Annotated in this window: 16 protein-coding genes; all 16 read left to right on the top strand. The window is 51.8% G+C overall.

The window, feature by feature from the left end:
• Positions 1-10: 10 nt before the first annotated feature.
• The 16 genes from MKY59_RS19065 to parE all read left to right on the top strand — a co-directional run bounded on the left by MKY59_RS19065 (position 11) and on the right by parE (position 21,867).
• The gene (locus MKY59_RS19065; RefSeq protein WP_236419666.1) at positions 11-1,420 is read left to right on the top strand and encodes an N-acetylmuramoyl-L-alanine amidase family protein; all 1,410 of its coding nucleotides are present in this window, start codon (positions 11-13) and stop codon (positions 1,418-1,420) included.
• Between the two features lie 33 nt (positions 1,421-1,453).
• Positions 1,454-2,173, top strand: coding sequence for a GerMN domain-containing protein (locus MKY59_RS19060; RefSeq protein WP_339273171.1), 720 nt, complete (start codon positions 1,454-1,456; stop codon positions 2,171-2,173).
• 80 nt (positions 2,174-2,253) lie between these two features.
• Positions 2,254-4,995, top strand: coding sequence for an S-layer homology domain-containing protein (locus tag MKY59_RS19055; RefSeq protein WP_339273169.1), 2,742 nt, complete (start codon positions 2,254-2,256; stop codon positions 4,993-4,995).
• A gap of 166 nt (positions 4,996-5,161) precedes the next feature.
• The gene (gene nth / locus MKY59_RS19050) at positions 5,162-5,860 is read left to right on the top strand and encodes an endonuclease III (RefSeq protein WP_339273167.1); all 699 of its coding nucleotides are present in this window, start codon (positions 5,162-5,164) and stop codon (positions 5,858-5,860) included.
• Positions 5,861-5,880: 20 nt separating this feature from the next.
• Positions 5,881-6,153, top strand: coding sequence for an NAD/NADP transhydrogenase alpha subunit (locus tag MKY59_RS19045; RefSeq protein ID WP_236420091.1), 273 nt, complete (start codon positions 5,881-5,883; stop codon positions 6,151-6,153).
• Between the two features lie 355 nt (positions 6,154-6,508).
• Positions 6,509-8,299, top strand: coding sequence for a dynamin family protein (locus MKY59_RS19040; protein WP_339273165.1), 1,791 nt, complete (start codon positions 6,509-6,511; stop codon positions 8,297-8,299).
• Between the two features lie 73 nt (positions 8,300-8,372).
• Complete coding sequence (locus MKY59_RS19035) at positions 8,373-10,181, top strand: dynamin family protein (RefSeq protein WP_339273163.1); 1,809 nt, start codon at positions 8,373-8,375, stop codon at positions 10,179-10,181.
• Between the two features lie 273 nt (positions 10,182-10,454).
• Positions 10,455-12,227 (top strand): ABC transporter ATP-binding protein, encoded by a 1,773-nt coding sequence (locus MKY59_RS19030; RefSeq protein WP_236411859.1) that lies wholly within the window; start codon positions 10,455-10,457, stop codon positions 12,225-12,227.
• Positions 12,224-14,074, top strand: coding sequence for an ABC transporter ATP-binding protein (locus MKY59_RS19025; RefSeq protein WP_236411861.1), 1,851 nt, complete (start codon positions 12,224-12,226; stop codon positions 14,072-14,074). Before MKY59_RS19030 ends, MKY59_RS19025 begins: the two co-directional genes overlap by 4 nt.
• Positions 14,075-14,211: 137 nt before the next feature.
• Entirely contained in the window at positions 14,212-15,399 is a 1,188-nt protein-coding gene (gene purT / locus MKY59_RS19020; RefSeq protein WP_339278438.1) for a formate-dependent phosphoribosylglycinamide formyltransferase, read from the top strand.
• The gene (locus tag MKY59_RS19015) at positions 15,389-15,847 is read left to right on the top strand and encodes a GNAT family N-acetyltransferase (protein ID WP_236411862.1); all 459 of its coding nucleotides are present in this window, start codon (positions 15,389-15,391) and stop codon (positions 15,845-15,847) included. Before purT ends, MKY59_RS19015 begins: the two co-directional genes overlap by 11 nt.
• Before the next feature lie 180 nt (positions 15,848-16,027).
• Complete coding sequence (locus tag MKY59_RS19010; protein WP_236411875.1) at positions 16,028-16,783, top strand: CAP domain-containing protein; 756 nt, start codon at positions 16,028-16,030, stop codon at positions 16,781-16,783.
• 224 nt (positions 16,784-17,007) lie between these two features.
• Positions 17,008-17,865, top strand: a complete 858-nt coding sequence (locus MKY59_RS19005; RefSeq protein ID WP_339273160.1) for a GDSL-type esterase/lipase family protein — start codon at positions 17,008-17,010, stop codon at positions 17,863-17,865.
• On the top strand, positions 17,865-18,830 hold the full coding sequence (locus MKY59_RS19000; RefSeq protein WP_339273159.1) for an ABC transporter ATP-binding protein: 966 nt from the start codon (positions 17,865-17,867) through the stop codon (positions 18,828-18,830). The genes MKY59_RS19005 and MKY59_RS19000 overlap by 1 nt, the downstream gene beginning before the upstream one ends.
• A complete protein-coding gene (locus MKY59_RS18995; RefSeq protein WP_339273157.1) occupies positions 18,823-19,812 on the top strand; it encodes an ABC transporter permease in 990 nt (329 codons plus the stop codon). Before MKY59_RS19000 ends, MKY59_RS18995 begins: the two co-directional genes overlap by 8 nt.
• Before the next feature lie 75 nt (positions 19,813-19,887).
• Entirely contained in the window at positions 19,888-21,867 is a 1,980-nt protein-coding gene (gene parE, locus MKY59_RS18990) for a DNA topoisomerase IV subunit B (protein WP_236411883.1), read from the top strand.
• Positions 21,868-21,871: the final 4 nt, after the last annotated feature.

Here is a 21,871-nt window from a genome sequence, read left to right as displayed (position 1 = left end):
GGGGTGAAGGATGAAGAAGTTCGGTTTTTTGGCACTGTTATTTGTCTTTGGGCTCGTTTTCCCGGGCTATAGCCATGCGGCCGCAGACACAAAAATTGTTCTTGATGGGAAGGAAATCGTGCAGCCATCCGACGCCAAAGCGGAAAACATCAACAGCAAAGTGATGGTTCCGATTCGCGTTATTTCCGAAAGTCTCGGATACGGCGTGGACTGGCAGCAAAAAACAAGCACCGTAACGATTTCCAAGGATAACACCGTCATGAAGATGGTCGTTGGAAAGAAAACGGCAACCGTAAACGGCAGTAACGTTAGCCTTGATGCCCCGCCAATCGTAAAAAACGGTACTACACTTGTGCCTTTGCGTTTTGTAGGCGAACAAATGGGCCTTAAGGTGGGTTGGAACAACACTACGAAGACGGTAACATTAGTTACCCAGAACTCGGGCTCCGGAAACGGAACGATCACACCTCCGAATGCAGGAAATGAAAGCGGAAGTTCAGATCAGGAAGGTCTTGTACTGGTGAACGCCATCAGCTTCAGCGAAAACCGCTTCATGATCGCCACAAGCGGCAGCACGAAGCCGAATGTTTTCACGATGACAGGACCGGATCGAATCGTTATCGATTTGCCGAACACTGCTTTCGCAGATTCTTTCAGCGAAGGACAAGCCTTGGACAGCAATCAGAATGGACAGCTCGTGGTTAGCGGTTATCCGGATGTGTCGAAAATTCGTTATTCGCTCTATAACAACAGCCCATCCACCATTCGTTTCGTCATTGATTTGACAAGTGCGAAAGGCTATGAAGTGGAGAGCGACTCAGGCCTTGTCGTCATCAACTTGAACAAAGAAGGACAAAACACAACCACTCCAGGTACTGGGGACGGAAAAAAGGTGGTTGTTATCGATGCGGGTCACGGTGATCATGATCCGGGGGCCATTGGTATTACAGGCAAAAAGGAAAAAGACTTTAATCTTGCAATGGCTTTGAAGGTTCAGGCCTTGTTGAAACAGGAATCAGGCATTAACGTTGTGCTGACGCGCAGTGACGATACGTTTCTTGAATTGAAGCAGCGCGTGAAAATTGCAGAGGACATCAAAGCAGACATCTTTGTTTCCATTCATGCGAATAGCGGTCCTGCTGCAGCGAATGGTGTAGAAACCTTCTATACGCGTTCGACCAGCAAAGCCCTGGCAGATATTATGCACAAACACCTCGTCCAGTCCTCGGGACTGAAAGATCGTGGAGTGAAAACGGCAAGTCTTCATGTAACCCGTGAGACAACCATGCCGGCGGTATTGCTGGAAGGCGGATTCCTCAGCAACGCAAGCGACGAGGCCGTCCTGTTCACCGAAAGCTTCCAGAACAGTGTGGCCAAAGGCATCGTAGCAGGGATCAAGGAGTATCTGGGAATCAATTAAGGGTTGTTCCTTATGATAGGAGGCGGAGTTAAGATGAACAAAAAGATATGGATTGCAGCATTGCTAGTAACAGTGATGGCAGTTGCTGCCGGATGTGGCAGTAAACCGACAGCAGCTCCAGCTCAGACCCAAGGTGCGACAACCGAGAACAATGTGACCGAGACAGAAGGCGAGACGCAAATTACGGATCCCGTAACGGCAGATCCGGAGCAAAACTCGACCGGAACGGATACGGTGACACAGAATGGATCGGAAGGCGGTTCTACGGGGTCTGCGAATACAACCGATTCTACGAATACTTCGGGCAACGGAACGAATGCGAGTTCGCAAAGCTCCGAAACCAAAGGGAATTCCGAAAGCGTAAAGCAAGAAACGATCAAAGTGTTTTTCACGGACCCGGAAGAGCTTGAGCTGCACGAATCGACAGCCGGCATTTCATATGCGAGCGACCAGGATAAGTACAAGTCCGCATTCGAAGCGTTGCAGCAAAGCAGCGACGAGAAGCTTGTCCCGCTCTGGGCCAAGGAAATTGAACTCAAGTCCGTCACATTCAAAGAAGGCGCGTTAACGCTTGATATCCACATGCCCGATACGGCACGTTTGGGTGCAGGCGGCGAGTCTTTTGCTATCGAGGCTTTGAAAAATACGTATTTCCAATTCGACGAAGTGAAGTCCCTTGACCTGCTGGTCGACGGCAAACAGCTGGAAAGCCTGATGGGACATGTCGATCTGGAACATCCGATGACGAAATAATTCGGTTACGAAAAGGATGGCACGCTGTCAATCGTGAGTCTACGGGGAACGACCGTTTACATGAGAGAGGGGAATCATAGGTGACTTTTAAATATAACAATCCATCACACTCGAAAAAAGTAATGTCCGCCATGCTTGCAGGCATGATGGCCCTGAGCGGAGGAGGTGCCGCACTGGCTGCCGAATCGACCGAAACGGGACAAGGACAGCCAGCGGCAACCACCACTTCGGCCGCACAAACAGGCCTGTTTAGCGATATTAAAGCAGGGTACTGGGCTGAAAAACATGTATACAAGCTGGCATCCCAAGGGATCCTTCTCGGAAATAACGGTCTGTTCCGTCCGGGAGACGCCGTAACGCAGCAAGAAGCCGTAACAATGGCCATCCGTTTCATGAATAAAGAAAACCAGTTGAATGACGGCACGACTGCAGCATTACCGACAAACATGGAAGTGAGCAACTATTTCAAGCCGTATGTCGCATTGGCGCTTCAACTGGGGCTTATTAATCAAACCGAAGAAACGGCTGCTGATGTAGCGAATACAACCTGGGGCCAAAAACCGGCATCCCGGGAATGGACGGCAAAGCTGCTGATCCGCGCTTTGGGCAAAAATGACGAAGCGAAAGCGCAAAATGCCCAGTCCACAGGATTTGCTGACAATGACAGCATTTCGGACAGTGCCAAAGGTTATGTAAACCTTGCTGTCAGTCTTGATCTGGCCAAAGGTGTAGACGGAAACAAATTCAATCCGACGGGGACCGTTACGCGTGCGCAGCTGGCAACGTTTTTCAGCCGCGGCGAAGGGTTGACGGACACGGCCTACCCCAACACGTACACCGGATATGTCACAGGTTTGAAAGAAAATCAAATCACGCTGGTTGCCAATGGAAAAACGATGAATTTCACGGTGAACTCCAGTACTCCGTATTTCACCAAAGACAGTGAAGTACGCGCGGCCGGACCCAATGTGCAATTGTACACCAAAGTGCTGATTGTCGGAGGATCGAATGGTGCTGCTTCCTATGTCGAATTGCTGGACGCTACCCCTCAAGTAGAGAGCGTGGAAGGCACTTTCGCGCGCGCTTTGTCCGGCAACAAAGTCGGCATCTTTGTCGGTGAAAACTACGAGACATATGCGTATGATGAGTCTACGGCATTCATCGACCAGAACGGGAATGCAATCAAGGTTTCCGACATTACCGCGGACAGTACGGTTGAAATTCAGCGCGAAACGTTCTCTGCTGACAAAAAAACCGTTGTTATTCGGGTGAAATCGGGCATCGTGAACAAAAGCGACAGCGGTACGGTAACCGAGGTCAATCCTTCGGGCAAAACGATCAAAATCACGAATGCTGCCGGCCAGTCGGAGCAGTACACGTACAATGACAACCTCATCATTCGTTATCGTGACCGTATTTTGCCTGTTGCCGAGCTTACTGCAGGCAGTGCCATCAAGTACACGGTGAAGGATAGCGTGCTGCAAACGGTTGAACTGTCGCAAGGCGTAGAACAAAACGTACGCGCTACGCTGGTAGAGATCGGTGGCAATCAATCCACGCTGACGTTTAAGCGGGAGGGTGGTTCTCTTGAAGCCAAATTGCTGGTTGACCAGCCTGAAGTGATCATTAGCGGCATCGAAAAAGCAACGCTCAGCGATCTGATTACCGATGCAGACAATGGGGATCAAGTCGAATTGACGTTGAACTCCGATGACCGCGTGACACGCATTCAGGTCGTGAGTCGTCAGATGGAGCCGATGAACGGCGCTTCAGTCGTATCGTACAACAGCAAAACGAAAGTGCTGACCGTGCTGGACAGCAACAAAAGACCGTACGTGTTCACGCTGGACGAAAAAACGAAGCTGGACTATAATGCAGCAAAACCAACGCTTGCCGGGCTGGAGACCCTTCTGAATGAAGGCCGCAAAATAGACCTGACATATGTGGGTACTCGCGCACTGTCAGTGAAAGTCATTTATAAATACGAGGGTACGCTGAGCAATATTGACACGGCGAACAAAAAGATCAGTCTGCTGTCCAATAACCAAACGGTGACGGTGGCGTATTACTCGGTGCCAACGATCGAAATTTATAACAAAGCGGGTGCCGGACTAAGCGATCTGAAGGTAGGCGATTCCGTTACGATCACGCTGAACGGAGCTCAAGATGCCGTGCAGAAGATTGCGCTGAATACAACAGCTCAATTCGAAATATTGTCCATTGAAACCAATGGCCGCATTCTAGTAAAATCCGATTTGTTGACCAGCCACTTCTATGTGGACCAAGCTGTGCTCACCGGAGAGAATGGTCAATCGATCACTGCGGCTCAATTGGCCGCAGGCAATCTGATTAATGTTACATTTGAAGGAACGACGGCAAAAGCGGTTCAGGTCGTTAAGCGTACACTGGGCCAAGTGACGGCGGTGGATGCAAGTTCTGTTACATTGAAGTTGTTCAATGGACAAACCGAAACCGTGCCTGTGAGCGGAACGATCAAAGTGCTGAAATCCGGTTCGACGCTGACGACGATTGGAAGCCTGACGGCAGGAGATCGCGTGGAAGTGACGAAAGATACGGACAATTCCACGCGTTTTCGTGTAATGACCGTAGCAAACAGGCAGTTCTGGTCGTATGATGCCGTGGGCAATCAAATTTTGGTAAAACGGGAGTCCACTTCCGACACCAATTACCGTTTCGCACTGTCATCGGGCACATATGTTCATCAGGGTGACACGACTTTAAGCGTGCAATCTCTCAAAGATAATGATAATATTGTATTGTATCTTTTGGGCAACGTGGTCCTGGAGATCCAAAAACAGTAATCAATTATTTTCGAGGATCAAAAGAATGACCGTCTTGATGCGGGATCTTTCCCGCATCAGGACGTTTTTTTTGCAAGCGAACCGGCGTCCACACCGCCCTGACTCGAATCGGGCATTTGATTAATAAGCCCATATTGTGTGGTGATTTTGCGGGAGGTAGCTCTTCATGAATGCAGCAACGGTAAGACATATCCTTGATACGATGGCAGCCATGTTTCCGGATGCGCACTGTGAATTGAACCATGAGAATGCGTTCGAATTGACCGTAGCTGTCTTGTTGTCTGCCCAGTGTACCGACGAAACGGTAAACAAAGTCACCGCAGACCTGTTCCAAAAGTACAAAAGCCCTGCCGATTATTTGGCTGTGCCTTTGGAAGAGCTTGAGCAGGATATTCGGCGGATCGGCTTATATCGGAACAAGGCCAAGCATATTCAGAACATGTGCCGGATTCTGATCGATCAGTACGATGGCGATGTGCCGCAGGAACACGATCAGCTCGTGACGCTGCCGGGAGTTGGACGCAAAACGGCGAATGTCGTTGTTTCTAACGCTTTTGGCGTGCCGGCAATTGCGGTGGATACCCACGTTGAACGTGTATCCAAGCGTCTGGGTTTGGCTGGCTGGGACGATTCCGTCCTTGAAGTCGAGAAAAAACTGATGAAGCGGGTACCTCGGGATGAGTGGACCATCACTCATCACCGATTCATTTTTTTCGGACGTTATCATTGCAAGGCGCAGAACCCCCAATGCGAAGTTTGTCCATTGCTGGACGTGTGCAGGGAAGGGAAAAAGCGTATGAAAACGCCCAAAATCAGGAAAGATAAGGTACGTGGCACCACCTCAAGGCAAAAATTAAATTCTTAATCAGAAGAGGATGAGTAATGATGAAATGCATTTCCGTGTACACAGACAATTTTGAAGCTTTCTCGGACATTTTCGAGCAAATCGTAGACCAGGATATGGCCGAGAATGAAGAAAAAGAAGTAGAAGGCATCACAGTAAGCCACTCCGGCGATGTGCCAGAACATTATTTGGAGCGCATGTCCGTTAAGCCAGAGGTTGTTGTCATGAAAGACAAAGTGAGAGGCATCACGATTTTGCAGCATGGCCAAGTTTTCGAAATTTTGCTGCCTTCGCTGGAGAACGCCGTTTCCTAATTCAGGAACGCATATTGAAATGTTGCATCAATGTTTCTGGGATATGTTCGCACGTCGGGACGGTCACACGCATTGCATGCAACATACTCCCCGTTCATTGGGGATACATAGAAGCAACCAAGCGGGATCGTCGACAGGAGATTCAGCGGCGGCAGACGATAAAACCGACAAGATCGGTTTTATTTTTTTGCAGTCATGTTGTATGCGTTTTCTTGTGGGCGGCAGACCGAGAATGTGACGTATGGGTGAAGGAAGCCAATTCAAATTATGGCAAGGTAATGTTACAATAACGTTTATGCAGGTCAAGTGATACATCGATATTTTCCAAGTTTACAGAGAGAGAGGAAGGCCAACCATGACCAGAACAGTTAACGCGCCCGACTTGGCCAAACCTCTGCTTCCGCTGCGGGCAGCGCTGGAACAGACAGGGGACCAGACAGCTGTACAAGCAATAACGGATCTGATCGGCAAGGCAGAGACAACGCAATTGACGATTGCGTTTTGCGGCCATTTTTCGGCAGGGAAATCGAGTTTGATCAATAGTTTGTGCGGGAAGCGCGTGTTGCCCTCCAGCCCCGTACCGACAAGCGCAAACGTGGTATCGATCCGAAACGGGGAACCGCGCGCACTGATCTATACTGCCGATAACGAAAGCGCTGACATGCATGGGAATTCACATGCTCCGCTTGAAGTATTTCCCGAGCAATTACAGGAGTATTGCAAAAACGGCGGAGCTTACCGCGCCATTGAAGTCTGGGACGATATCCCGATGCTGGGCGATGACGGCGTGCTGCTCGATACGCCTGGGGTCGATTCGACGGATAAAGGGCATAGTTTGGCAACCCATTCGGCGCTTCATCTTGCCGATGTGGTCTTTTATGTTATGGATTACAATCACGTACAGTCCGAAAGCAATTTGTCATTTGCCAAAAGCCTGTCGGATTGGGGTAAACCTTTGTTTCTCATCGTGAATCAAATTGATAAGCACAGAGACCGTGAACTGGCCTTTGATGAGTATGTACGCGGCGTAGAAGCCATATTTGAAGCATGGGAAGTGAAGTATGACGGGCTGCTGTTCACATCCTTGAGGGATAAGGAACATCTCTATAATCAGTGGCAGCTCATTCCGATCATCATTCGCCATCTGCTCGAACAGAAGGAACCGCTTATCCGTCACAGCTTGGCCAGTTCGGCAAGCCATGTTACCGAGCAGCATTTGCTCAGACGAGAGGAAGAGCAGGAAGAAGAGAAGTCTGGGCTGCTTGAGCAAATTGGAGGCCGTGAAGGCGTGGAGCGCCTGGAACGCCAACTGGCTGAGCTGAGCCGCGAAGAAAAAGAGCTGCGTACCAAGCCTTCAAGCGAACGCGAAACATTTCGCGGAGAACTGGAATCGCTCTTGTCGAATGCCAATCTGACGCCTGCGGATATTCGAACAGCGGCAGGTGCATTTCTGGAAAGCCGTAAACCGGGTTTCCGCGTTGGATTTTTGTTCGCGGGGAACAAAACGGAACAGGAGAAAGAACGGCGGTCCACGGAACTGCTGCGCATGCTCCGGGATCAGGCTGGCGGCCAGGTCGAAGTGCACATTCGCACGATGCTGCGGCAATTGGGCGAAAAGCACGGGTTATGGGATGCAAAATGGGAAGAGTGGCTGAATCAGGAGCTTCCCGTTTTGGATGAAGCGATGCTGGATCAGGTTCGCAAGGAAGGGGCCGAAGTGTCCCCTGAGTATGTGCTGCAATTCAGCAAAGAGCTGCGGGGCGAGATCGAGGCCCGCTATCGCCGGTCGGCCATGATGCTGGCCGACCGCCTGCTGGATGCGCTGGGCGCGCAAGGCGAAGCCGCGCTCCAGGCGCTGGACGCCAGCCGCGCAGCGCTGCTGGCGCAATCCGCCTCGGCGGCGCGCCTCGTGGCGCTGGAGCGCGCCGCCGAGGCGGAGGCAGGGCTGCGCAGCCTGCTGCCTTCGGCGGGCCCGCTGCCCTCCGGCGTATTGCCGGAGGTGCAGGGCCCGCACGTGCCTGCGCCGGGGCCGGGCGAAGCCCCCGGCCCGCAGGCGGGCACGGCCGCGTCCGTGGCTGCGCAGCCACGGACGGAAGCGCCGCCGCGCGCAGCGGCGGCGCACGGGGCACCCGGCGGCTGGCGCTGAACGCCGCCGGCGCCTGGACGCTGCGGCGGCGCGGCTGGAGGCCGCCGCAGCGCTGGTGGAGCCGTACCCCGCCATGGGGTCGGCGGTACGGGACTTGCGTGCACGCGCGGCTTCGCTCGCGGGCGGCACGTTCACGCTGGCGCTGTTCGGTGCGTTCAGCGCCGGCAAATCCTCCTTCGCCAACGCGCTGCTCGGCGAAGCTGTGCTGCCTGTCTCGCCGCATCCGACGACGGCGGCGATCAACCGCATCATGGCTCCGGCCGATGGCGCGGAGCATGGAACCGCCCGGGTCCGGATGAAGACCCGGGCCGCCTTCCAGGAGGATTTGGCGTATTCGTTCCGCCTGCTGGGCTTGGGCGAACCGGAAGCCGATTGGCAGAAGCGGGTCAAAGGGCTGTCCCCGCAGGACGTGCATCCGGCGGGACGGCCGCATTACAGCTTCCTCCAAGCCGCCGCCGCAGGCTGGGCGGAGACGGAGGAGCTATTGGGACAGGAGGTACACGTCGACCTGGAGGGGTACCGCAGCTTTGTAGCCAATGAGCGGAAATCCTGTTTCGTCGACAGCATCGACCTCCATTACAGCTGCCCGGTCACCGAACAAGGCATCGTGCTGGTGGACACCCCTGGAGCGGATTCCGTGAATGCGCGGCATACGGGCGTGACCTTCAATTATATGAAGAATGCGGATGCACTCATTTTCGTGACCTATTACAATCACGCGTTTTCGCAGGGAGACCGGCAATTCCTGCAGCAACTGGGACGGGTGAAGGACAGCTCCGCCATGGATCAGATGTTCTTCGTCGTAAATGCCAGTGACCTTGCTTCCTCGGAAGAGGAGCTGGAACAGGTACTTGATCATGTCAGCACTCAGCTTCGCGCCAACGGCATCCGTTCTCCGCGCCTGTTCCCGGTGTCCAGCTTGATGGCATTGGAATCCAAAAGCGACGGCGATGCGGATCGTCTTGCCCGATCCGGGTTTGGCACGTTCGAAGAGGAATTCAACCGTTTTGCCGGACGCGAATTGGCCGATCTGGCCGTGGGCGGGGCTGCCGAAGAGCTGTCCAGAGTGGCGCAGCGTTTGGAGCAGCGCGCACAGGACGCTGCCCAGGGCGAAGAAGTGCTGCAGCGGCGCAGAGCCGAGCTGTCAGCCGGTATGGAGCAGTCCCGAGTTCGGATCGAGGCGTTTGCAGGGCGTACGATGAAGGAGGAGCTTGCGCAGGAAACGGGTGAGCTGTTGTTTCATGTCCGGCAGCGTTTGGGCTTCCAATTGGGCCAGTTTGTGGCTGAAGCCTTCCATCCTTCCGTGTTAAGGGAGGACCGCGGGAACCTGAAGGCGGCTTTTGCTGCTTGCGGCCGCGAACTGCTGCGCATGATTTCCGTGGAATTGGAGCAGGAATTGCTCGCCACGACGCTGCGTCTCGAGCAGGCCGGGAAGTCCTGGATCGCGAAGCAGCTCGCTGACTGCACCGCCGATCTGGAACGAATGCTGGAGGGCATGGATCTGTCGCAGGCGTTTGACGAGCAATGGGCAACGCCCGTGCTGAAAGAGATCCGGTTGGAGGAGCCATCCGGCTGGAAATCATACCAAAGCTATTTCCGTAATCCGAAACAATTTTTCGAAGGTGATGGCAGACGACGATTGCAGGAGGCCATCGAACCGGTCATTAAACAGATGGCTGCGGATGCGCTGCCGGCGGCTCAGGAGCAGCTCGTCGGATTCTACGATGACCGCGTGCGGGCGTCGCTGCGGCATCAAGCCAATCTCTTGACGGAACGGGTGCAAGAAGCGGCAGCCGCCCTGAATGAAACGATGACCAGCGGCGTGCCTGCCGAAGAGTGGCATAACCTGTCCGTACAAGTTATGGGCTGGAGAAGCGAATAGCGTTTTCATAATGAAATATGTCCGGTCATATCGATCGAAAAAAAGGTTCCCGACCCGAAAGGTCAACAAGGGAGCCTTTTTTTGTACGAACAACCTGAAAGCCAGAGAATATTCAAACATTTGCTTGAAAGCCGGGTCTTATGTTTCATTTATGACGCATTAAGGGTAAAGCCGCCTGAATATGGGCAGTTATTCGCTTTGCCGCCGATGAGGTACGGTGATAAACTTCATAAATGTTCATATTAATTTGAACGAGATAAAAGGAGGAGAAACATGGATGTTCTCAGGCAGCTGCAAACCTTTTTTTGGGAGAAGCGAAAGTATCTGTTTTTATCGATCTTATGCCTCGCCATAGCGACCGCACTCGGCCTTGTCTATCCGAACTTGCTGAGAATTCTGATCGACGATGTGATCGTTCCGCGCAATTTTGAAGACGTTCCCATACTTGCCTTGGCGGTGTTAGGTGTCGTTATCCTGAAGGCGGGAATGCAGTTTTTACACGGGTTTTTCGGCGGAAGGCTGGGTAACTACTTGGCATACCGTTTGCGCAATGCTTGTTATGAAAAGCTTCAGTTTTTATCCTTCCGTTATTATGACACAGCCAAAACGGGAGACTTGATGTCCCGCCTTACCGGAGACCTGGAAGCGATCCGCAACTTCATCGGATTTGGTTTCGCACAGATTCTCAACATGTTCCTGATGGTCATTTTCGGGGCCATCATGATGATGACCATGAGCTGGCAGCTTACTTTGCTGACATTGATCTGCATTCCGCTGCTCGCTTATGTCGCACTGCGATTCGAATCCCGGATACACCCTGCGTTCCAGGAAATGCGCCTGGCCCTCAGCTCGCTGACGACCGCAGTGCAGGAGAACATTACAGGCGTGCGCACCGTCAAATCGTTCGCCCGGGAACCTTATGAAGTCGACAAGTTTTCGACGCGGAATGAGCGCTACAAAACGAACCAGATTCATGCTGCAACCTTGTGGAGCCGGTATTTCCCGATCATGGAAATTTTGGCCTCGCTAAGCGTGGTGCTGCTGCTGATTATCGGGGGACGCATGGTTATACAGCAAACGCTTACCCTGGGTCAACTGGTTGCCTTTTTCAGTTTGATTTGGTACATAATCGGTCCAATGTGGGGTCTCGGCTTCCATATCAACAACTATACGCAATCCAAAGCTTCCGGCGAACGCGTGCTGGAGCTGCTGAATACACCCGTGGATGTCCGGGAATCGGAAGATCCCGTCATTCTGAAGAATGATCAGGTCCGCGGGCATGTTACGTTCGACGCCGTCACGTTTGCGTACGGCAACAAAATGCCAGCGGTAAACAACATTAATTTTGATGCGCCTCCAGGCACGGTCATCGGTTTCCTCGGTGGAACGGGTTCGGGTAAATCGACCATCATCCAGCTCTTAATGCGTGCCTACAACGTCAGTTCGGGGACGATTAAACTCGATGGCATCAACATCAACGATATCGGCATTCGCAGTTTGCGCAGCCAGATTGCTTCCGTATTCCAAGAGACGTTCCTGTTCTCCTCCAGCATTCGTAACAATATTTCCTACGGACTGAAGGACGTCACGATGGAAGAGATCGAGCGTGCGGCCAAATTGGCGAAGGCGCATGATTTCATTATGGAATTCCCGGAAGGCTACGACACGGTCGTTGGTGAACGGGGCATGGGACTTTCAGGAGGGCAGAAACAGCGGATTGCGATCGCAAGGGCACTGCTCAAAAATCCGAAAATTCTGGTGCTCGACGATGCAACCAGCGCGGTGGATATGGAAACCGAGCATGAAATTCAGTCCGGCTTCCAGGAAGTCATGCGTGGCAGAACGACGTTCATTATTGCGCACCGGATCTCCTCCTTGCGCCATGCCGATGAAATTCTGGTCCTTGATGAAGGCCGGGTGGTCCAACGAGGAACGCATCAGCAATTGATTCAACAACCTGGTCCGTACCAGGACGTGTATCATATCCAATATGCAGATTATATCGCCCGCGGCAAGCGTGAGGCTGGGGAGCAGGTGAATTCATGAGTTCCGAAACGGCGGCAGTCAGGCGCGAGACGAAAGGGGTCTCCGACAAAAAACTGAATGAACGTTTTGTTTATCAGGACGATGAAGTAATAGAAAAGCCATTTAATTGGAAGGAATTCGGGCGGTTGTTTGGTTACATGAAGCCTTACGCCAGACAGCTGCTGCCTCTCATCTTGTTGATGATGATTTTAGGGACGGTTACGAAGTTGTCGGTTCCGTTCCTGACGAGTCTGGCCATCGATAAGGCGATTGCACCCGCTTCAGGTGCGCCGAGCATGAATCTCCTCTATTTGATCGGGGGAGCCATCCTCGTATTGTATATCATTCAGTGGGCGGCCAATACCTATCGCATCAAATGGACGAATATTATCGGTCAGCGCGTCATCTATGACCTTCGTTCGGATTTGTTCAAACATATCCAGAAGCTTTCATTCAACTTTTTCGACAAAAGACCGGCAGGCTCGGTGTTGGTACGGGTAACGAATGACATCAACTCCTTGCAGGACCTGTTTACGAACGGTGCGGTCAACGTCATGATTGACTGCGTGCAGCTTCTCGGCATCATCGTGATCCTGTTGTTCATTAACTGGAAACTGGGTCTGGCAGTCATCATTACCGTACCGATCATGTTCATCATTTCCACGAAGCTTCGCGTCCTGATTCGACGGGCATGGCAGGATGTTCGCATGAAGAACTCCCGCATTAACTCCCACTTGAACGAGTCCATTCAAGGGATTCGTGTCACTCAGGCGTATACGCAGGAAAAAGAGAACATGAAATATTTCGACAACATGAACTTGTCGAGCAAAAAATCCTGGGACAAAGCGTCCGCGATGAACCAGGGGTTTGGGCCGCTGATCGAGATTACGGGCGGTTTCGGAACATTGATCCTGTTCTGGTTCGGTGCCTATCTCATTCAACATGGCCACCTGACCGTCGGTTTGCTTGTTGCCTTTGCCAACTATGTCGGCAACTTCTGGGACCCGATCAACCGGCTCGGCCAAATGTATAACCAACTGCTCGTCGCCATGGCTTCATCGGAGCGTATCTTCGAATTTATGGACGAACAGCCAAGCATCGCGGATAAACCGGGAGCCAAACCGCTTCCTTCCATCAAAGGGGACATCGTGTTTGATAACGTCGTCTTTGAATACGAGAAAGGTCGCCAGGCACTGAAAGGCATCAGCTTCAAAGCCGAGGCCGGCCAGTCGATTGCCCTTGTCGGGCATACCGGTTCGGGAAAAAGCACGATCATCAACCTGATCAGCCGTTTCTATGATATTACGAGCGGTCGCCTGACCATTGACGGGCATGATGTGCGGGACATTACGGTGGAGAGCTTGCGAAGCCAGATCGGCATCGTGCTGCAGGATACGTTCATTTTCTCCGGGACGATCCGGGACAATATCCGTTTCGGCCGGCTGGATGCCACGGATGAAGAGATCGAGCAGGCTGCAAAAGCCGTTAACGCCCATGAATTCATCATGAAATTGCCTGGCGGCTACGATACGGAAGTCGAAGAACGCGGGAACGTGTTGTCCATGGGGCAGCGACAGCTTCTGTCCTTTGCCCGCGCATTGCTCGCCGATCCTCGCATTCTGATTCTGGATGAGGCGACGGCCAGCATCGATACGGAAACGGAATTGAAAATCCAGGATGCTTTGAAGCTTCTGTTGAAAGGAAGAACGTCGTTCATGGTTGCCCACAGGCTCTCTACGATCCGCAACGCCGATAACATCATCGTGCTTGATCACGGCGAGATCAAGGAAGAAGGAAATCATGAACAATTGATCCAGAAACAAGGGATTTACAGCGGGTTAATCGAAGCCCAATACAGATTTTTGTAAAAAATGATCGAATAAACACAAAAAATCTTGTAAAATTCACAAGAAAAATAGGGAGCACTCTTGCAATCTTTCACCAAAACCCCGAAAATAGAGAGAAAGATATAGAAGATTTCTCTTTGGGAGGATTGGAGAAGAACATGTGGGGTGCTCCTTTTACGGCTCAAGCCAAAAAGATGCTGCTTTTGGGCAGTGGTGAATTGGGGAAAGAGGTCGTTATCGAGGCCCAGAGACTCGGTGTGGAAACGATCGCGGTAGATCGCTACGAGAATGCACCCGCGATGCAGGTTGCTCACCGGTCCTATTGCATCAATATGTTGGATGCCGATGAACTGAAACGAATCATTCGCAAGGAACAGCCTCACTATATTGTGCCGGAGATTGAAGCTATTGCGACGGAAGCTTTGCTCGAACTGGAGGAAGAAGGATTTTGCGTCGTTCCGACAGCAAGAGCTGCCCGTTTGACGATGGATCGCGAAGGCATTCGCCGTCTTGCGGCAGAACAGCTTGGATTGCCGACAGCTGCATATCGTTTTGCCGACAGTCTGGACGAGCTTCACGAAGCGGTTCGCAAGTTGGGAACGCCGTGCGTGATCAAACCGCTGATGAGCTCTTCAGGCAAAGGCCAGAGCGTTTGCCATACGCTGGACGACGTGCAGGATTGCTGGAACATTGCCCTATCGGGGGCACGCGGCAAATCCGTACGCGTCATTGTGGAGAGCTTTGTTAAGTTTGACAGCGAGATTACATTGCTGACGGTAAGGTCCGTCTCGGGTACGGTTTTCTGCCCGCCCATCGGACATATTCAGAAGGATGGGGATTATGTCGAATCTTGGCAGCCTCATGCCATGACAGCCGAGCAGTGGGAACAGGCTTGCCACATTGCCAAAACGGTGACCGATGAGCTTGGCGGTTACGGTTTGTTCGGCGTCGAACTGTTCCTTACGGCCGAAGGCGTCGTGTTCAGCGAGGTATCTCCTCGTCCGCACGATACGGGCATGGTTACGATGGTCACGCAGGACAACTCCGAGTTTGCGCTCCATGTTCGCGCGATTCTTGGGTTTCCGGTGACAGATGTACACCTGCTTACACCTGGAGCCTCGGCTACATTGAAGGCTAATGATGAAACCGCCGATTTTGCAATCAAAGGTATGGAAGAAGCACTCGCTTTGCCGCGCACGCAAATCCGCGTGTTTGGCAAACCTGAGACCAAAGTAGGGCGCCGAATGGCAGTAGCACTGAGTGCAGCCCAGGATGTGCAAGAAGCTCGAAAAACAGCGGTACAAGCCGCAAATATGCTGAAAGTGGAGGTAAATCATGTCCAATAATGTAGAGGCTCCTGTACTGACGATCCGGGAATGTGAACTTCGCGATGCTGAAGCGGTAACGGGACTGATGAGAGAGGTCTGCTATCCGACAACGGCCAATGTCATGAGAGAGCGTATTCAGGGTTTGGAAAACAATCCGAACGCGTGCATGCTTGTTGCCGAAGTGGATGAACAAATTATTGGGATGATCGGCTTGCAGTGCGTGCAAAGCCATGCTTATCCGGAACCGGCTGCCCAGATTACTTCCTTGATCGTAGGCCAGAAGCATCGTGGTGGCGGAATTGGCCGCCGTCTGATGTCGCATGCCGAGGATTGGGGCAGGAAACAAGGCGGCAAACAGCTATTTGTTACTGGCGCCAATCGTGATGTGGCTTCTTCTGCGTACAGCTTCTACGAGCATATCGGTTTTCAGAAGAGAGGCTATCGTTTCAGTAAGGTTCTTTTATAGCATGAATAGGGCATCCGACAAACCATTGCTGTTGTCTGGATGCCTTCTTTTTTAATGTAAAAATGACAAAAAAGTTACTTTTCCATTTTTTAATAGGTTCACAACACCAGTGACAGTTGTTATACTGCAAGAGTGTTAATTACATTTTTGTAACAATTAATTTCAAGGAGATGAATCAATTTGAAGAAAAACTGGTTGAAAACTGTTGCTGCTGGAAGTCTGACAGCTGCACTGGCGGTGGGAATTATGCTGCCGGCCTCTGCTGCTGCTGCAAATCCAACCACATATACTACTTCTACGGTCACTTATAAAATTACGGATGCGGCAAGCTTGAAAGCTGTCCTGGAACAATGGAAGAAACAAATCGAAGAACAGCTCAATCAAGGAACGACAGCTCAAAAACCGGCGGATCAAACAACGGAAACAACAAAGCCGGCTAAACCAGCTAATCCAACACCTGCGAAACCTTCCGATAACGGAAGTACATCAAATAACGGCAGCAACAATGGAAGCACTGCAGGCAACACAGGCAACAATAACAGCAACAGCGGAAGCGAAACGTCCCAATCCGACTTTGCTGCGCAAGTGGTCAAGCTGGTGAATGCAGAGCGTGCCAAAGCTGGTCTTAGTGCTCTGACTTCGGATGCATTGTTGAACAAAGTCGCTGTAGCCAAAGTGAAAGACATGAGCGACAACAACTACTTCGATCATCAATCGCCGACATATGGTTCGCCATTCGACATGATGAAACAATTCGGAGTAACGTATAAAGCCGCTGGCGAAAACATCGCAAAAGGCCAAAAAACGCCTCAGGAAGTCGTGACTGCATGGATGAACAGTGACGGTCACCGCAAAAACATTTTGAGCGCCAGCTTCACGCACATCGGCGTGGGATACTACAATGGATACTGGGCACAGGAATTCATCGGCAAATAATAAAGACATCGGACTCATTCCGTAGTTACAAAAGGGGTATGTCCGTACAGCGAGGTCTGTGCGGGCATAGCCTTTTTTCGCTGTTAGAGCAAAAGGATACAGCGTGCGTCAAAATTTGCAAAATTGGCACAGAACATTTATGTTAATTAGACGAAGCATCATCTGAATGTAAAGCCATTTTTCAAATTTTAAGTACTTGGAGTACATGAGCGGAGATGTGATGAATGAAAAGAAGAACGGTGGACTCATCGCCTTGGATTTGGCGGATCATCAGCACGGTGTCCGTTTTGGCTACGCTGCTGTTATTATTCGGATTTGTTTACGCGATCAAGGATGTCATGTTTCCCCAAGGGGACGCCGGAACAGCCTCCGGGCAAACCTCTGGAAAACCGTCCCCAAGCGAAGCCGCACCGGTTCAAGACGGGAAAATTCGCATGGCCGTCATCGGCGATTCGCTTGCACGAGGGACGGGAGATGACGAAGGTCTGGGCTTTATCCGCCGGACCGCAAACCTGCTGCAACAGCAGGGTCATGACGTGCAGGTGCTGAACAATCTTGGCGTTAACGGGCTGAGAACCGATGCTTTGCTGAAAAAGTTGGATGAGCAGGGCGTGCGGTACGTGCTGCAGCAAGCGAATTTTATTTTGTTGTCGATTGGCGCAAATGATCTGTTTCAAGGCGGTCAAGTGCTTCAGGGACAAGATCCGCCAACTCCGGAAAAACTGGCAGAGGTTCTTCCGGAAACCTCCAAACGTTTGCAGGACATTTTAAAAAAAGTAAAAGAAATTAATCCGCAGGCCCAGATTTCCTATGTCGGATTGTATAATCCGTTTGGTGACGTGAAGGAACTCAAGGTTCCCGGGAATACGGTCGTTGCGGCATGGAATGACGCTGCGCTCGAGATTTTGAACCAGGAAGACCGCATGTCGCTGGTGCCGACCTTCGACATTTTCCAGAACCATTTGGGCGAATATCTTTCTTCGGATCATTTCCATCCGAACGGGGACGGTTACCAGGCCATCGCGGTCCGCATTGCACAGGAGTACCAGAACGTCAATGAAACGCAAGGGGGTGCAAAGTGATGTCTGAGCAGCAAAGCGTACCGGTGCTCTCCGTTCAGCATGTCAAGAAAAAAATCGGACGCAAATGGATTATCAAAGATGTTACGTTCGATGTGCAGCCTGGGGAAATTTTCGGTTTTTTGGGTCCGAACGGGGCGGGCAAAACGACAACCATCCGTATGCTCGTTGATCTGATCAAACCGACGGAAGGCAAAATTATGGTGTGCGGTTATGACGTGAACCGGGATCCCGAACGGGCACTGCAGTTTGTAGGTTCTATCGTTGAAAATCCCGAAGTGTATACATATTTGACAGGGTGGGAGAACCTGGAGCATTTTGCCCGGATGCAGCCCGGCGTAGATCATAAGCGAATACAGGAAGTTGTCGATATCGTTCGCCTGGACCAGCGGATTCATGATAAAGTAAGAACCTATTCGCTCGGCATGCGCCAGCGCCTGGGCATTGCCCAGGCTTTGCTTGGAAGACCGCGTCTGCTCATTCTCGATGAACCGACCAACGGGCTGGATCCCAAGGGCATAAAGGAGCTTCGCGCATTCATCAAGCAGCTTGCCGGCGAAGGCATGGCCGTGTTCGTCAGCAGCCATCTGTTAAGCGAAATACAATTGCTGTGCGACCGGGTGGCCATCATCAGTTCCGGAAAAGTGCTTGCCGTCGGAGGCGTGAATGAACTGATCGAGGACCATTCCCGCATGGCCATCTGGCATCTGACCCCGCTGGAAGCCGGGAAAAACATGCTGTTGGAAGCCGGGATTACGCTGGTTGACCGACCGGCCGAAGTGATGGACGACACCATTATTGCCGGTTTGGGACCAAATGCCGTCGTCGCCGAAATGGATGAAGATCAAATCCCCGCATTGGTCGACCGGATGGTCCGGGAAGGGATCCGGGTCGAGGGCGTTCAGCGGATTCAGCCGACCCTGGAGCAATTATTCCTTAAAATGACGGAAGGTGAATCCATTGAGTAACATCATGCCGCTTATTCGCAACGAAACGATCAAAATGGTGAAGAAAAAACGCCTTTATATCATTTTCATCGTGCTTGCGGTCCTGGTGCCCATGTTTACGTATGCCCAGATGAAATCTGCGGAAAATAACCGCGACAAATTCGGCGGCGATTGGCGTCTGGAGCTTCAGCAAGCCATTACGGACAATCAAAACTCGCTCGGCAGCGATCGCGTGCCGGAAGAATACAAAAAATATCGCACGGTGTATATTCAACAGATGCAGTATTATCTGGAAAACGACGTGAATCCCAAAGAGCCGAACGGCGTAACGTTTACGCGGGAGTTCATGAACAATGCGGTAGGTTTGTTCATTCCGCTGCTCATCATGGCGATCGCTTCGGATCTGGTGTCGGGAGAACGCACGACGGGAACGATTAAAATGCTGCTGACCCGTCCCGTCAAACGATGGAAAGTGCTGCTGAGCAAACTGGTAACGCTGCTCATGTTCGTTTCCATCATCGTTGTGTCTGCATACGTGATATGTTATGCCATTTCGGGCGTGGTCTTCGGATATAAAGGCTTTGGCATGCCGATTTTCACCGGTTTCAAAATTGTCGGCACCGATGTGGACATGTCGGGCGTGCATGCGGTGGAGCAATGGCTGTACTTGCTGATGCAGGCAGGACTAATCTGGTTCGTGAGCGTGATCGTTGCCGTTCTTGCCTTCATGGTGTCGGTGCTTGTTCGCAGTACGGCGGCAAGCATCGTGATCATGATGGCGGCGCTGATCGCGGGAACGATTCTGACCAGCATGGCCGCATCGTGGAATTCCGCCAAATATTTGTTTATGGTTAATTTGCAATTGCCGGATTATTTGTCCGGCGGGCTGCCTCCGATCGAAGGAATGAATTTGGGTTTTTCCCTTATTGTGTTAAGCGTTTGGGGCATAGCGTCATTGGTTGTGTCATTCCTTGTCTTTACGAAACGGGATATCTTGAATTAAAATGGACAAGGATAAGAAAACATCTGTTTGCATTTTTCGCTTTTTTTAGTTGCAAGTTAAGAAGGGGGAGCATGAATGGTCGAGCAAATCGATATGTCGGCAGGTTCGACAGGCGGGGGGCAAGGAACCTCGGGCTACGACGCGGACGACATTCAAGTACTTGAAGGGCTGGTCGCGGTCCGGAAACGGCCGGGTATGTACATCGGCAGCACCAGCAATTCGGGACTTCATCATTTGGTATGGGAAATCGTGGACAATGCCGTCGACGAACATCTCGCCAAATTCTGCTCCAAAATCGATATCACGCTGCATAAGGACGGGTCTGTCACGGTTCAGGATAACGGAAGAGGAATTCCGACGGGTATACATAAGACAGGAATTCCCACTCCCCAGGTCGTGTTTACGATTTTGCACGCAGGAGGAAAATTCGGTGGGGCAGGATATAAGAAATCCGGGGGGCTGCACGGCGTTGGCGCATCGGTTACGAACGCGTTGTCCGAATGGCTGGAAGTCGAAATTTACCGGGATGGCAAGATCCATCGGCAGCGGTTCGAATATTGGCAGGACAAAAAAGGAATCGAGCACGTCGGCGAACCTGTAACCGGGCTTGAAGTGCTTGGCAACACCAATCGCACGGGCACCAAAGTGACGTTCAAACCGGATGTCCGGGTGTTCCAGAACGGCATTCAGCTGAATTACGATACGCTTGCCGAACGTCTGCAGGAAATCGCATTCCTCAACTCCGGTTTGAAAATCGTGCTGAAGGACGAACGCTCGGGCAATCAGGATGAATACATGTATGAAGGCGGAGCGAGCCAATTCGTGGCGTTTTTGAACGAAAACAAAGACGTGCTGCATGATGTCATTCACTTTTATGCGGAAAAGGATGACATCGAAGTCGAAGTAGCCATTCAATATAACGCAGGTTATACGGAAACGCTTGCTTCCTTCGTGAACTCCATCCCGACCAGGGGCGGCGGTACTCATGAGACCGGATTCAAGACGGCGTATACCCGTGTCATGAACGAGTATGCGAGACGTACGAGCATGATCAAGGAAAAAGACAAAAATCTGGATGGCAACGATCTGCGCGAAGGCATGATGGCCGTCATCAGCGTGAAGATGTCCGAGGTCGAATTCGTCGGACAGACCAAGGACCAGCTCGGCAGCGCTTCGGCGAGAAGTGCCGTGGATTCGGTCGTCGCCGAAAACATGCAGCGTTTCCTGGAGGAAAATCCCCAGGTCGCGCAAACGCTGATCCGCAAGGCCGTATTGGCATCCAAGGCGCGGGAGGCTGCCCGCAAGGCCCGCGACGAGATGCGCAGCGGCAAAAAGCGGAGCGAAAGTTCCAATCTGAACGGCAAATTGACGCCGGCGCAATCCAAAGATTTTTCGCGCAACGAGCTGTTTATCGTGGAAGGCGATTCTGCCGGCGGATCGGCCAAGCAAGGCCGCGACTCCAAAATTCAGGCGATCCTTCCGCTGAAGGGCAAACCGCTTAATCCGGAGAAGGCAAAGCTGGCGGATATATTGAAAAACGAGGAGTACCGTGCCATCACTTCGGCGATCGGCGCCGGCATCGGTACCGAATTTGCGGTGGAGGACAGCAATTATTCCAAAATCATCATCATGACCGATGCGGACACGGACGGTGCGCATATTCAGGTTTTGCTGCTGACCTTTTTCTATCGCTACATGAAACCGCTCATTGACGAAGGCAAAGTATTTATCGCCCAGCCTCCGCTTTACAAGCTCACCAGCAAGTCCGGCAAAATGTCGACCGTGCGTTACGCATGGACGGATGAGCAGTTGGCGAACTACATGAAGGAGCTTGGCAAAAATGTGGAGCTTCAACGGTATAAGGGACTTGGAGAGATGAATCCGGAGCAGCTGTGGGAGACAACGATGAATCCGGAAACGCGGTCCTTGCTTAAAGTGGAGATCGTGGATGCGGCAAAGGCCGAACGTCGTGTTTCCACCCTCATGGGTGACAAGGTTGATCCGCGCAAGCGTTGGATTGTCGAAAATGTCGACTTTACAGAGTACGAAGAATAGAAGG

It is taken from the genome of Paenibacillus sp. FSL W8-0426 (genome assembly GCF_037969725.1).
In the GTDB taxonomy this organism is placed as follows: Bacteria; Bacillota; Bacilli; order Paenibacillales; family Paenibacillaceae; genus Paenibacillus; species Paenibacillus hubeiensis.
The sequence above is the reverse complement of the archived record's forward strand: the minus strand, read 5'-3'. Positions and strand labels throughout refer to the sequence as shown.